The sequence below is a fragment of the Paraburkholderia sp. Ac-20340 genome, assembly GCF_017104965.1.
Classification (GTDB): domain Bacteria; phylum Pseudomonadota; class Gammaproteobacteria; order Burkholderiales; family Burkholderiaceae; genus Paraburkholderia.
The window spans coordinates 63,025-76,461 of record NZ_JAAGPR010000035.1; the positions used below are offsets into that span (position 1 = coordinate 63,025).

Annotated in this window: 12 protein-coding genes; 4 read left to right on the forward strand and 8 right to left on the reverse strand. The window is 66.2% G+C overall.

Features of this window, described 5'->3' with window-relative positions:
* Nucleotides 1-12 precede the first annotated feature (12 nt).
* Both G3N59_RS30530 and G3N59_RS30535 read right to left on the reverse strand, forming a co-directional pair.
* Entirely contained in the window at nucleotides 13-1,344 is a 1,332-nt protein-coding gene (locus G3N59_RS30530; RefSeq protein ID WP_241024453.1) for a patatin-like phospholipase family protein, read from the reverse strand.
* Nucleotides 1,345-1,358: 14 nt separating this feature from the next.
* Complete coding sequence (locus G3N59_RS30535) at nucleotides 1,359-2,162, reverse strand: 3-hydroxybutyrate dehydrogenase (protein WP_205986558.1); 804 nt, start codon at nucleotides 2,160-2,162, stop codon at nucleotides 1,359-1,361.
* Nucleotides 2,163-2,438: 276 nt separating this feature from the next.
* Between G3N59_RS30535 and G3N59_RS30540 the strand changes: the two genes are divergently transcribed.
* Together G3N59_RS30540 and rlmJ are read left to right on the forward strand one after the other, a co-directional pair.
* Entirely contained in the window at nucleotides 2,439-3,410 is a 972-nt protein-coding gene (locus G3N59_RS30540) for an aldo/keto reductase (protein WP_205986559.1), read from the forward strand.
* A 205-nt stretch (nucleotides 3,411-3,615) separates the two neighbouring features.
* Nucleotides 3,616-4,461, forward strand: a complete 846-nt coding sequence (gene rlmJ, locus G3N59_RS30545; RefSeq protein WP_205986560.1) for a 23S rRNA (adenine(2030)-N(6))-methyltransferase RlmJ — start codon at nucleotides 3,616-3,618, stop codon at nucleotides 4,459-4,461.
* Nucleotides 4,462-4,555: 94 nt separating this feature from the next.
* On the opposite strand, the gene G3N59_RS30550 is transcribed toward rlmJ, so the two are convergent.
* The 3 genes from G3N59_RS30550 to cueR form a co-directional block, all read right to left on the reverse strand.
* The gene (locus G3N59_RS30550) at nucleotides 4,556-4,864 is read right to left on the reverse strand and encodes a hypothetical protein (protein WP_205986561.1); all 309 of its coding nucleotides are present in this window, start codon (nucleotides 4,862-4,864) and stop codon (nucleotides 4,556-4,558) included.
* A 261-nt stretch (nucleotides 4,865-5,125) separates the two neighbouring features.
* Complete coding sequence (locus tag G3N59_RS30555; RefSeq protein ID WP_205986562.1) at nucleotides 5,126-5,272, reverse strand: DUF3563 family protein; 147 nt, start codon at nucleotides 5,270-5,272, stop codon at nucleotides 5,126-5,128.
* A gap of 323 nt (nucleotides 5,273-5,595) precedes the next feature.
* Nucleotides 5,596-6,012: a Cu(I)-responsive transcriptional regulator gene (gene cueR, locus G3N59_RS30560; protein ID WP_205986563.1), complete on the reverse strand. Its 417-nt coding sequence runs from the start codon at nucleotides 6,010-6,012 to the stop codon at nucleotides 5,596-5,598.
* 142 nt (nucleotides 6,013-6,154) lie between these two features.
* Between cueR and G3N59_RS30565 the strand changes: the two genes are divergently transcribed.
* Both G3N59_RS30565 and G3N59_RS30570 read left to right on the forward strand, forming a co-directional pair.
* Nucleotides 6,155-6,361, forward strand: coding sequence for a cation transporter (locus G3N59_RS30565; protein WP_205986564.1), 207 nt, complete (start codon nucleotides 6,155-6,157; stop codon nucleotides 6,359-6,361).
* A 15-nt stretch (nucleotides 6,362-6,376) separates the two neighbouring features.
* Nucleotides 6,377-7,294, forward strand: a complete 918-nt coding sequence (locus G3N59_RS30570) for an SDR family oxidoreductase (protein WP_205986565.1) — start codon at nucleotides 6,377-6,379, stop codon at nucleotides 7,292-7,294.
* A gap of 46 nt (nucleotides 7,295-7,340) precedes the next feature.
* Here the strand turns inward: G3N59_RS30570 and G3N59_RS30575 are convergent, their stop codons facing one another.
* The 3 genes from G3N59_RS30575 to imuA all read right to left on the reverse strand — a co-directional run bounded on the left by G3N59_RS30575 (nucleotide 7,341) and on the right by imuA (nucleotide 13,232).
* Nucleotides 7,341-10,763 (reverse strand): error-prone DNA polymerase, encoded by a 3,423-nt coding sequence (locus G3N59_RS30575; protein ID WP_205986566.1) that lies wholly within the window; start codon nucleotides 10,761-10,763, stop codon nucleotides 7,341-7,343.
* A 65-nt stretch (nucleotides 10,764-10,828) separates the two neighbouring features.
* Nucleotides 10,829-12,487: a DNA polymerase Y family protein gene (locus G3N59_RS30580; RefSeq protein WP_205986567.1), complete on the reverse strand. Its 1,659-nt coding sequence runs from the start codon at nucleotides 12,485-12,487 to the stop codon at nucleotides 10,829-10,831.
* Nucleotides 12,381-13,232: a translesion DNA synthesis-associated protein ImuA gene (gene imuA, locus G3N59_RS30585; protein WP_205986568.1), complete on the reverse strand. Its 852-nt coding sequence runs from the start codon at nucleotides 13,230-13,232 to the stop codon at nucleotides 12,381-12,383. Before imuA ends, G3N59_RS30580 begins: the two co-directional genes overlap by 107 nt.
* Nucleotides 13,233-13,437: the final 205 nt, after the last annotated feature.

The window sequence follows — 13,437 nt, forward strand, 5'->3', positions numbered from 1 at the left end:
CGTCTTGCGGTGTTACCTGGGGCCAGTGCCCGGCCCGCGTCGGTCACGATGGATATCGTGCGTGACGAAGCCCGAGTCGTTATCCGGCTTGTCGAGCCAGCCCGGTTGTTCGAGCGTCGCGCGAATATCCTGCAAACCGCTCGACCAGTGCTCGCGCATCGTCGTGGTGCCGAACTGGAAGTCCTTGAAGTGCCCTTCGTATTCCTTCTGCCGATAAATCAGATGGAGCACGTTGTACTTCTTCGAGCACGAGAGTTCGTCCGCCAGTTCGACCCACGCATCGTGCCGATGCTCCGGCGCCACGCGATCGAGCACTTCGCGCAGCACATGACGGAAACGCTGCGAGCGTTGCAGCATGTCGGTCACGAGACGCGTGCGGCTCGAATACTGGATGTCCTTCATGCGGCCTTGCACGTCGGTGATGTTGTCGGGCACCGGCCCACGCGCGCTCCAGAGGTCGACCTGAAACGCGAGCGTGTCGCGCCGCGGCGTGGTCTGGATCACTTCGTAGAGCGGCGTATTCGACATCAGCCCGCCATCCCAGTAATACTCGCCGTCGATCTCCACGGCCGCGAAACCCGGCGGCAGCGCACCCGAAGCGATGAAATGCTCGGGACGCAGCTTCGTGTCGGTGTTATCGAAGTACACGAAGTTGCCCGTGCCCACGTTCACCGCGCCCAGCGACACGCGCACCTCGCCCGAGTTGATGCGATCGAAATCGCATAGCCGCTCGAGCGTGGCCTTCAGCGGCGTGGTGTCGTAGTAGCTGGCCTTGCCCGGATGACCGGAAGCCGTCGGCAGCGGCGGCGGAAAGCGCGGCGTGAAGAAACCCTTCTGCCCTTCCACCACTGCGCCTGCCGCCTGGAATGCCGTGAACGTCTTGCGCACGGCATCGCCCGCGTTGAAGAGCGCGTGCTCCACAAAAGCCGGCAACGGCGGACTCCAGGCCGGCTGGCAGATCGTTTCCCAGAACTCGCGCAACCGCGCCACGCGATGCTCGGGCGCGTTGCCCGCGATCAACGCCGTATTGAGCGCGCCGATCGAAATGCCCGCGATCCAGTTGGGCGCGATGCCGGCCTCGAACAGGCCTTCATAGACGCCCGCCTGGTACGCGCCGAGCGCGCCGCCGCCTTGCAGCGTGAGCGCGACGGTTTCCCATTGCGCAGAGTCGCTGCTACAGCGCGACGTGCGCGCCTGGTCGTGCGTCTGATCGTGCGGCTCGTGGTGTGCTTCGTGGTGAATCGAGGCGTCGCCGGGCTGCGGCTGCGTGCCCGCCCCGGTAAGCGCGACGGCCTCGTCACCGACCGCGCTCGACTGGACCTGTCCTTTCTTGCGCTGCGCCATAGCCGGCCCCCGCGTTACTGCATGAACCAGCCGTGGCTGACGACGAACGACTGTCCCGTGAACGCCGCGCTCGGGAACGCCGAAAGGAACAGCACCGTTTGCGCCACGTCTTCGACGGTCGTGAACACACCGTCCACCGTGCCGCCGAGCATCACTTTCTTGACCACTTCCTCTTCGGAAATGCCCAGTTCCTTGGCCTGTTCGGGGATCTGCTTGTCGACCAGCGGCGTGCGCACGAAGCCCGGACACACGACGTGCGAGCGCACGTTGCGCTTGCCGCCTTCCTTGGCCAGCACGCGCGCGAGGCCGAGCAGACCGTGCTTGGCCGTCACATAGGCCGACTTCAGCGGCGACGCCTCATGCGAGTGCACCGAGCCCATGTAGATCACCACGCCGCCGCGATCGTCCTTGTACATGTACTTGAGCGCGGCCTTGGTGGTGAGGAAAGCGCCGTCGACGTGAATCGCCTGCATCTTCTTCCAGTCGGCGAACGAGTAGTTTTCGATCGGATTGACGATCTGGATACCCGCGTTCGACACCAGGATGTCGATCGAGCCGAAGGTAGCGGCGACTTTGTCGATGCCTTCGTTGACGGCCTCTTCGCTCGTCACGTCCATGGCGACGCCGATGGCCTTGCCGCCCGCGCCCTTGATCTCTTCCGCGACGGCGTCTGCGCCGCTCTGGTTGAGGTCGGCGATGGCGACGGCCGCGCCGGCCTGGGCCAGCGTAAGCGCGATCTGCTTGCCGATGCCGCTGGCCGCGCCGGTAACGACTGCGACCTTGCCATCGAGCTTCGAATTCAGGGTGAGAGACGACATCGAGTACCTCCAGGTAGTGGACAAGATGAGACCTCGACACACACGCCGTCAAATCGGCCGAATGGCATAGGCCATTCGCCGGAATGTTGCGCCGCGGCCAATCGCGCTATTGTGCATGAAGGCGCTTGTCACGCGCGTGAAGCTGGCAAGGGCTTTCGGCAGACTTCCGGCTGACTTGCCTTTTACTTGCAGCGCACTTGATGCAGCGCGGCGCAGGCCTTCTGCGCCCTTGCGCAGATCGTGCTAATTTGCCTGCTCTACGCAAAGGAGACGTTCATGAACTACCGGCGACTGGGCCGCTCCGGCCTGCAAGTCAGCGAACTATCTATCGGCTCGTGGGTCACGTACGGCAACCAGGTCGACCGCAATCTCGCGCGCGAATCGCTCGCCGCGGCGCGCGACGCGGGCGTCAACTTCTTCGACAACGCCGAAGTCTACGCAGGCGGCCAATCCGAAGAAATCATGGGCCAGGCGCTGAAAGAGCTCGCCTGGCCGCGCGTGAGCTACGTGGTCTCCACCAAGTTCTTCTGGGGCTTGAACGAAGCGCCCAACCAGTACCACACGCTCAACCGCAAATATCTGCTGGACGCCATCGACAATTCGCTCAAGCGCCTGCAGCTCGATTACGTCGATCTGGTGTTCTGCCATCGGCCCGATCCGAACACGCCGGTCGAGGAAACCGTCTGGGCAATGAGCGACATGATCACGCGCGGCAAGGCGCTCTACTGGGGCACCTCGGAATGGAGCGCGGACGAAATCCGCGCCGCGTGGGAAATCGCCGAACGCCATCATCTGCACAAGCCCGTCATGGAGCAGCCGCAGTACAACCTGTTCCACCGCCGCCGCGTGGAAGACGAGTATCGGCGCCTGTATGAAGACATCGGCCTGGGTCTGACCACGTGGAGCCCGCTGGCTTCAGGTCTGCTGACCGGCAAATATCGCGGCGGCGTGCCCGCCGACAGCCGCGCGCAATTGCAAGGCTACGACTGGCTGCGCAAGCAGGTCACGGACGCGGATAAAAACGCCATCGTCGGCAAGCTTGCGGATTTCGCGAAGGAACTGCGCTGCACGGTCGGGCAACTGGCGCTCGCGTGGATTCTCAAGAACCCGAACGTGAGCACGGTCATTACGGGCGCGTCGCGGGTCGAGCAGATCGGCGAAAACATGAAGGCGCGCGAAGTCGCGGACAAGATCACGCCCGAAGTGAAGGAGAAGATCGAGGCGATCGTCGGCGAAGCTTACGAGTAAGGCGCGCGCCCGAAGATCCGCGTTCAGGGCCTGCCCGCAGCTTGTGCGGCTGCGCTGCAGAGGCCCTGTACAATACGCGGCCTTTCTCCGGCGACGCGCACGATGCGCCGCCGGTCCGTCTCACCCGCCATCGGGCCGCGCGCCTCGGTTAATCGCTCGATAAGCACAGAGCGCCGCGCCACCCGAACTTGCCTTTGGCCCCATCATGCTGAGTTACCGTCACGCCTTTCACGCCGGCAATCACGCCGATGTCCTCAAGCACGCCGTCGCCGTGCAATTGCTGAACCATCTCGGCAAGAAGGACAAGGCGTACTGGTACATCGACACCCATGCGGGCGCGGGCGCCTACGCGCTGCGCGAAGGTTACGCGACCAAAAACGCGGAATTCGACACCGGCATCGGCAAGCTCTGGGGCCGCACGGATCTGCCGGCGATGCTCTCGGAATACGTCGACGAAGTGGCGGCGCTCAATCCGGACGGCGATCTGCGCTTCTATCCGGGCTCGCCGTATCTGGCCTGGCGCATGATGCGCGAGCAGGATCGCATGCGCCTGTTCGAGCTTCACACCACGGAAATCGACGTGCTGCGCCATCGTTTCCGCGACGCGGGTCGCCGCGTGATGATCTATCCGGGCGACGGTTTCGACGGCATCAAGGCGCTGCTGCCGCCGCCGCCGCGCCGCGCGCTCGTGCTGATCGACCCGTCGTTCGAGGACAAGCGCGACTACTCGCGCACCATCAAATGTGTGGAAGAAAGTCTCGAGCGCTTCGCGACCGGTACGTATGCGGTCTGGTATCCGCAGGTGACGCGCCCTGAATCCCAGCGCTTCCCGGAACAGCTCAAGCGCCTGCAGGAAAAGAACTGGCTGCACGTGTCGCTGTCGGTGAGCCGCCCGCCGCAGGATGGTTTTGGACTGTTCGGCAGCGGCATGTTCATCCTGAACCCGCCCTACACACTCGCGGCGTCGCTCAAGGAAACCATGCCGTTCCTCGTGAAGACGCTCGGCATCGACGATGGTGCGCAGTTCAAGATCGAATCGCGCGGCGATTGAGCCTGAATTGAGCCCGGTTCGAGCCCGGTTCGAGTCAGCCAGCGGCCTGTCGATAGACGGGCCGTTTTCTTTTGTGCGGCGGATTTTTACGGCGCTATTGCTGCGGCGCGTACTGCTGCGTCCGCGGACGCGGTGGACGCCCGCCTCCTCCCGGCACTTCCACATAAGGCGCGACGATGATCGGCTGCGAGCCGCTCGTGCCGTTCCCATCGAGCGTGGGCAACTGCTGCATCTGCACCATCGGCTGATGCGAGAGCGGCGCGGTTTGCAGCACCGTGCCCGATTGCCCGTCGTTGATCCCCGTTTGCGTATCGAGAATCAGCGGTTTGCCCGCCGCATGCGCGCCGGTGCTCGCCAGCGTCACGACCGCCGCCATCAGCGCGACAGCCAGCGATCGGCTCAACGCTTTGCCCAACGCATTCCCAGAAAACCGTTCTGACGCCATAAAAGCCCCCGGATGAAAAGCCACGCCGACCGCGCCTCGCGAAGTCTGCCTTACCTATGTGTTGTCGGCTAATCGCAAAAAGGACTTTACCTTACCGTGGTGGCAAGGTTCAGACTGCACACATCGACACATTGAAAAGCGGCCCAGAAATGACAAAGCCCCGCCAGATGCGGGGCTTGCGGCGAGTCGCTGGGCCTGATGCCCGAGCCAGCGGACTGCTTACAGCGAGTAGCCGTTCGATTCGAGCGAGCGGATGCGCTGTTCGAGCTGCACGATGTCCGACGACGAGGCGAGATACGCTTCGCGGCGACGACGTTCTGCAGTTTCAAACCAGGTGCTCAGCTTTTCGAGGAAGTACGCAAACATGATGATGTTCTCCAAGGATCGGTATGTATCCCCGGTGGATTTGCATCAGGGATTACCCTCGTAAGGGATAACCCGCATTATAGCGGTTGCACCTGACTTTTCCAGTGAATTGCTCGCATACAGTGCATTCCAATCTGGAATGGTGCACTGCAAATGTTTGGCAACGATTGAGCAACACCATGATTTATCGGCAGATTTTTCGGGAAATGCAGGACTTCGCCGCTGGCATCGCCAAAAATTGCACCACGATTGTGCAAGAAAGCGGAAAAGTTGCGATCGGCAATCCGTTCGGGTTGCACCTTTTGCCGATCACTTGCGCGACGTCAAATATCCGCGGGTTGCGCCACGGGTTCCGGGTCGGCGAGACGTTCGATGATCGGGCAGTCCGGGCGGTCGTCGCCGTGACAATGAGCCGCAAGGTGGCGCAAGGTGTCGCGCATCTGCGTGAGTTCGGCGATCCGCACGTCGAGTTCGGCCACGTGTTCGAGCGCGATGGCCTTGACCTCGGCGCTGGCGCGCGAGCGGTCGTGCCACAGCGCCAGCAGCCGGCGGATATCGTCGACGAGAAAGCCCAGCCGGCGCGCCTGGCGGATAAAGCGCAGCGCGTGCACCTCCTCCATGCCGTAGACGCGGTAGCCCGCTTCCGTGCGCGTTTTGGGCGCGATCAGGTCCACGCTTTCGTAATAGCGGATCATTTTCGCCGTGACGCCCGAGGCGCGCGCCGCTTCGCCGATATTCATGCTGCTCTCCTGCAATTTGCCAATTTCTTGATCCTACACCTTCCCATAGTGGGAAGGTCCAGCCGCCTCGCCCGATCCGCCCAGACTCCGCTGGCATAATCGGGCGACGCTTTTCTCTAGCTCCACTTAAAAGGAATTCACCATGATCCAGTTCAACGTCGAAGGCATGAGCTGCCAGCACTGCGTCGGCGCCGTCACGCGCGCCATCCACGAGCAGGACGCCGCCGCCCAGGTCCAGATCGATCTGGCCGCCGGTCGCGTGAGCGTCGAATCGAGCCAGAGCGCCGACGTGCTCAAGGCCGCCATCGACGAAGCCGGTTACACCGTCACGGCCACGGCCGCGGCCTGACGCGAGGCGCGCGCCATGTTCAAGGTCGCCATCGTCGGGGCATCGGGACTGCTGGGCCGCGCGCTCGTGCGCGAGCTGGCCACGCAGACCGGTTGGCAGGTCGTGCAGACGGCGTTCAGCCGCGTCGGTGCGCAGCAGCTTGCGCTCGACGTGCGCGACGCGGCTGCGGTCGAAGCCTTCGTCGCGCGCGAGGCGCCCGACGCCATCGTGATCGCGGCCGCCGAACGTCGTCCCGATGTCTGCGAACACGATCCGGACGCGGCGCGCGCGCTCAATGTCGATGCCGTGCGCCACATTGCGGCGGCGGCCCGCGCGCGCGGCGCGTGGGTGCTGTCGATTTCCACCGATTACGTGTTCGACGGCAGCGCGCCGCCCTATCTGCCCGAGTCCACGCCGAATCCGCTCAACGCCTATGGGCACAGCAAGCTCGAGGGCGAGCGCGCGCTGCTCGACGCCACCGATAACGCGCTGGTGCTACGTCTGCCGCTGCTCTACGGTCCGATCGTCGGCTGGCACGAGTCGGCGGTCACGAGCCTCGTGCCGGCGATCCGCGCCTCCGCGCAGCCAGGCAGCACGCCGGCCGTGATGGACGCGTGGGCCACGCGCTATCCCACGTTCACGCCCGATGTGGCGTTCGTGATCCGCGAACTGCTGACCCGTTGCACCGATAAAAACGCCGTGTGCGGCATCGCCCAATGGTCCGGCGATGAGCCGATGACCAAGTACGAGATCGCGCAACGCATCGCGCGCGCACGCGGTATCGACGCGCAATTGATCGCGCAGACCGAACCCGCCGACGCCACGCCGCGCCCGCGCGACTGCCACCTCGATTCGGGGCGGCTGGAAGCGCTGGGCATCGGGCGCCGCACGCCGTTCGATGCGGGCATTCTTGCGGTGCTCGACGCCTTCGAACGCGAGCACGCGAAGGCATAAGCAGCGAGTCCCGTGCGGGATTCGCACGGGATTCGCGTTTCCCGCTTCAATGAAAATCGCGACTCTGCGTCGCGAGCCGCCCGAGCAGGCGGCTATGGTCCTCCAGCCGGTTCGCGACCAGATGCACGACCTCGCCCTGGCGCTGCACCACGCCCGCCACCGCCAGCAGCGACGCGCCCAGCAATGCCTTGCGCTGCGTCTCCACCAGCGCCGCATGCACGATCACATTGACCGAACCGGTCTCGTCCTCGAGCGACACGAAGATCGTCCCCTTCGCCGTGCCCGGCCGCTGCCGCACCGTGACGATGCCGCACGCGCGCGCGAGCTTGCCGTGGCTGCACTGCGCCAGTTGCGCCGCGCTGAGAAAACGCTGTTTCGCCAGCCCTTCGCGCAGCAATTCGAGCGGATGCCGATTGAGCGTGAGGCGCAGGCTCGCGTAATCGGCGACGATTTCCGCGCCTTCGGACGCCTGCGGCAAATCGATACGCGCCTCGGCCACCGGCGCATCGCGCAATAACTCCGGCACCGCGTGCTGCGCAGTCACGGCCCACCACGCCTCGCGCCGGTGTCCCGCGATGCTTTCGAGCGCGTTGGACGCCGCCAGCGCTTCCAGTTCGCGGCGCGACAGCGCGGCGCGGCGCGCGAGGTCATCGACATCGGTGAACGGCGCCTGCAGGCGCGCGGCCATCACGCGCAGCGCGGCCGCTTCCGGAAAACCCTTGATCAGGCTAAAGCCCAGCCGCACCGCCGGGCCGCCGCTGCCGTACTGCTGCGGCGCCTGAGCCGCCCGCACGCGCGCAATCCGCCGATGCCGCTCCATCAGCGCCTGCAGGCCCGGCACAGCGCCGCGCGCCACCGCCGCCTGCAGGCGCGCGTGATAATGCGCCGCGCGGCGGCGGCGCACGCGCGCGGTATCGTCGTCGAGCCGCACGCCGGGTTTGCCGCGCGCCTCCAGCACGGTTTCCCAGTCGCTCAGCGCGATATCGGGCGCGCGCACCAGCACGCCATGCCGCTTCGCATCCTGCACGAGCTGCGACGGCGAATAGAAACCGAGCGGCTGGCTGTTCAGCAGCCCCGCCAGAAACGCCGCCGGCTCATAGCGCTTGAGCCACGAACTCGTGTACACGAGCAGCGCGAAACTGGCCGCATGGCTTTCCGGAAAACCGTAATCGCCGAAACCTTCGATCTGCGCGCAGATGCGATCGGCGAATTCCTGCGTGTATCCCTTGGCCATCATGCGATCCGTCAGGTCCTGCTGATACGGCTTCAGATTGCCGTCGCGCCGCCACGCGGCCATCGCGCGGCGTAGTTTGTCGGCTTCCTCGCCGGAATAATCGGCGGCGACCATCGCCAGATGCATCACCTGCTCCTGGAAAATCGGCACGCCGAGCGTGCGCTGCAGCACCGGACGCAATTCGTCCTTCGCGTATTCGACGCGCTCCTCGCCGTGCCGGCGCTTGAGATACGGATGCACCATATCGCCCTGGATCGGGCCGGGCCGCACGATCGCCACCTGAATCACGAGGTCGTAGTAAGTGCGCGGACGCAGCCGCGGCAACATGCTCTGCTGCGCGCGCGACTCGATCTGGAACACGCCGACCGTATCCGCGTGGCTGCACATCGCGTAGACGGCCGGGTCTTCGATCGGAATATCCTTCACGCCGAACTGCGGCAGCCCGCGCCGCAGCGCCACGAATTCGAGCGAGCGCCGGATCGCCGACAGCATGCCGAGCGCGAGCACATCGACTTTCAGCAGGCGCAGCGCGTCGATATCGTCCTTGTCCCACTCGATCACGTAGCGGTCCTTCATGGCCGCGTTTTCGATCGGCACGAGCCGCGAGAGCTTGTCGCGCGCGATCACGAAACCGCCCACGTGCTGCGAGAGATGGCGCGGAAAACCGCGCAACTCGCGCGTGAGGCGGATCAATTGCTGCGTGACGTGCGAATCGGACGAAAAACCGGCTTCCGCCAGGTGATGCGCGATCGAATCCGGGCCGTCCCACCACTGATGCGCGCCCGAGAGTTTTTCGACCAGCGTGTTGTCGAGCCCGAGCGCCTTGCCCACATCGCGCAACGCGCTGCGCGAGCGATAGGTGATGAGCGTGGCCGCGAGCGCGGCGCGCCGCGTGCCGTACTTGCCATAGATGTACTGAATGACTTCTTCGCGGCGCTGATGTTCGAAATCGACGTCGATATCGGGCGGCTCGTTGCGCGCGCGGGACAGAAAACGCGCGACCAGCATGTTCATGCGTACTGGGTCGATTTCGGTGATTTTCAGGCAGAAACACACGACCGAATTGGCCGCCGACCCACGGCCCTGACACAGGATTTTCTGCTCGCGCGCGAAGCGCACGATGTCGTGCACGGTGAGGAAATACTTTTCGTACTGCAGTTCGGTGATCAGCGAGAGTTCCTGCTCGATCTGGCTGACGCGCTTCTCGTTCATGCCGTCGGGCCAGCGCTCGGCAGCGCCCTGCATGACGAGCTTGCGCAGCCAGGTCGTGGGCGTCTCGCCTGCGGGCACCAGTTCCTCGGGATATTCGTAGGCCAGTTCGCCCAGCGAAAACGTGCAGCGCCGCGCGACATCCAGCGTCGCCGCCAGCGCCTCGTGCGGATACAGCGCGCTCAGGCGCACGCGCGAGCGCAGATGGCGCTCCGCGTTCGGCTCCAGCGCGCGCCCGCACGATGCCAGCGGCTTGCCGATGCGCACGGCGCTCAGCGTGTCCTGCAAGGGCTTGCGCGAGCGCGCATGCATCAGCACGCCGCCCGCCGCGACGAGCGGCAAACCGCTTTCCTGAGAGACATGGCGCAACACTTCGATCTGCGTATCGTCGCCGCCGGTCTGCCAGAGTTCGAGCGCGAGCCACGCGCGCCCGCTCGCGAAACCCGCCAGCCAGTGCGCGGCGCGCAGCGTTTGCGCAAGCGTCGCCGTGCGCTGCGGCACCAGCAGCAGCACGCAGTCGCGCAGATGACGCAGATGCGTGAAATCCGGCTCGGGATCGGTGAAATCGGCCGGGTTCACGCGGTACTCGCCTTTGTTCGCGCGCGAACGCGCGAGCGTGATCAGCTCGCAGAGATTGCCGTAACCCTCGCGGTTCATCGCCAATGCGACGAGCGTGCAGAACGGCGCGCCGTCTTCATCGACGAGATTCAGTTCGCTGCCGATCAGCAGTTGCAGCGCAGGCACGAAGGGCGTGGCGCGCGTGGCGGCTTCGTGGGCCTTGCGGCGCGCTTCGTCGAAATCGTTGAGCGCGCTCCAGGCGCGCACGACGCCCGCGAGCGAGCATTCGTCGGTGATGGCGAGCGCGCTGTAGCCGTGGCGGATCGCCTGCTCGACCAGCTCGTTCGGGCGCGACGCGCCGCGCAGGAACGTGAAGTTGGTCAGGCAGTGCAGTTCCGCGTACTCGGGCAACTGCGCCGGCGGCGAAGGTTGTGCGGGCAACGATGCGCCCGCTCCGTGGATCGACATGATGCGTTAAAAAATGCGGCGGCCGATATGAGCCAAACCATCGGCCACGTGGTCAGCCGACGTGGTCAGCCAAACAGCCCTTGCAGATACCACTGCCCGCCGATGCGTTCGCGGTAAAGCCAGAACATGCGCCCCTGATCGTCGGCGGCCACGTAGTAGTCGCGCCCGACGCCCTCGCCGTCCCACCAGCCCGCTTCGATGCGCTCGGTGCGCGTGAGCGTCTTGAGCGGCCGCCGATACACCGGCCGGTCGTCGCGCGTGGCCAGCTTGAGCGGCTTTTCGAGCAGCCATGCCGGGCGCGGCTGGGCAGGCAGCGGCACCTCGGGCAGATCGAAGGCGCTCTGCACCGGCGCGCTTTCTTCCTGCGCTTCCTGCGCCGCAGCGCGCCCATTCGGCTTATGCGACTTGCCCGGCTTGCGCGACGCCTGGCGGCGCGTAGGCGCGCGATACGTGCGCGCCGACATCGCGTGCTCGGGCCGATGATCGTCCTCGACGAACAGCTGCAACACGTTCTGCTCGCCGATGCGCGCGCCGATGCGCTCGAACAGCTGCGCGAGCGACGCATCCGAGGCCTCGGGCGACGGGAACAGCGTGTCGGTCGGCGGCGCGTACTCGCTCACCTGATCGGCGACCAGCGCAAGGCCGATCACCGGCGCGATCAGCTCGGTCTGGTTGAGCTTTTCGCGCAGCAGCCACAGCAGATGCGCGGCGTCGCGCGAAGGCGCCGCCCACGTGAGCCGCAGACTCGAGGTGCGCGACGCGTGACGCGACGCCAGTTCGTGCTCCAGACGCAGCTCGAAACCGGACAGCGCGCCATGCTGCGCGGCGAGCCAGCCCGCCAGTTGCATCACGAGGCGGCGTGCGGCGAACAGGAGCGCTTCGGCGCTTTCCACGCGCGCCTGCAATTCGAGCGCGGCCTGAAACGACGGCGGCGCGACGAACCACGCGCGCGGATCGGGCGCCTCGCCACGCGCCTGCGCCAGCCAGGCGAGCACGCCATCGCCGAAACGCCGCACGATGCCGTCGCGCGGCAAACGCCGCAGATCGCCGAGCGTGGCGCAGCCGATCTGCGTGAGCGCGTGTTCGTGCTGCGCGGCGAACGGCGCGAGCGTGACCGGCAGCGCGTCGAGCGCGTGGGCGAGCGTGCTGTCCTTGAGCACGTGGAAGCGCCGCGCGGCGTGCGCACCGGCACACGCATGCGCCTGCGCGAGCGTCCAGGCGCCCCACGCGGTGGGCGCGCAGGCCATGCGCGCGGCGTGGCCGCAATCGGCCACGGTGGCCGCGACTCTCGCCAGCAGCGCGCGCACGCCACCGAACAGCCGCAGCCCGGAGCCGACTTCGAGCAACACCGTATGCGGCTGCCCCACCGCCTGCGCGAGCGACACCTTCGGCGTATAGGCGAGCAACGCGAGCGCCAGCGCCTCGAACGTGCGCGTCTCGCGCGCCGCATCGGGTTCCAGCAGCACGAGGCCGGGCGCGAGCGCCAGCGCATGCGCGCGCGTGCTGCCGGGCTGCACGCCGAGGCGGAACGCATCGCGATCGGCGATCAGGATGCGCGCGTGATCGGCGAGCGCGTAGCAGCGTTCGGGCTGGGCTGCTTCGCTGTGCGCTGCGCTTTCAGACGACGCGATCGACGCGATCGACGCGATCGCCCCGGTCGGCGGAAGCGGCGGCCGCACGGCCTCCAGCGGCAACAACGGCAAGGTGACGGCGATCCACAGCATGATTGACCCCGGGCCATGGCATGGCCGGCGCGGCGCCCGGTTGGGGCAGCACCGACTCCTGCAACGGCAAAGTGACGACGAGTGGCTGGGCGGGCGGCGGCCCGCGACGCTTGAAAATTTCGACGCTGACGCCGGTGAACTGCATCCACTCCCGGCGATTCAGGCGCGTGTCCGCTTCGGGCGGCGGCACCGGCGTGCAGACCATGCGCAGCGGCGCCGGCGACGACTGGTTGCGCGCCGCGGGCGGACGCATCAGAAAAGCCAGCGCCTGCGAATCCTGCGCGGCGACCTGCAGACGACGCAGGGCGTCGGCGCGCGCCTTGGGCTGCCACAGCAGCACCGCGCCGATGCCGTCCTGCTTGAGCGCCTGCTCGGCGGCCCACGGCGCTTCGTCCTCGCTCGCGCGAATCCAGACCAGACGTTCGAGCGCGATGCCCCACGCCTTGAGCGCGCACGCATAGGGCCGCCACGGCGGCGCGACCAGCAGCACGTGGCGCCCGGCCCGCGCCGTGAGCGCGCGCAGCGCGGGCGCCACCAGACGCATTTCGCCGATCCCGCCCTGCTCGACCAGCAACTCGGTCAGACTGCCTGCGGGCCAGCCCGCGCCGGGCAGCAGCGCATCGAGCGCGGCATGGCCGCTGGACACCGTGCGCCCGCTCGCGCAGGCGACCTGGTTGCCCTGCCAGATCCGGCTTTGCAGCCGGGGCGGCAGGTGTGTCGCCGCTAGCTGGAGTGCTGCTGCCATGATCGCGCTCTGGAAAAAGAAAATAGGACGCCCTGCCCGACGCTGGATGGGGCATGACGAGGACGTTTCCGGGACGCATGAGTGAGCGCCGTTATCCTGTATATTTATACAGTATTTGTGACGCTTCCTGGAAGGAGGTTTTTTAGGGACGGTGCAGAGGAAAATCCGCCTTGCCAGCGGTATGCGCAGTGGCATACGCACGGCA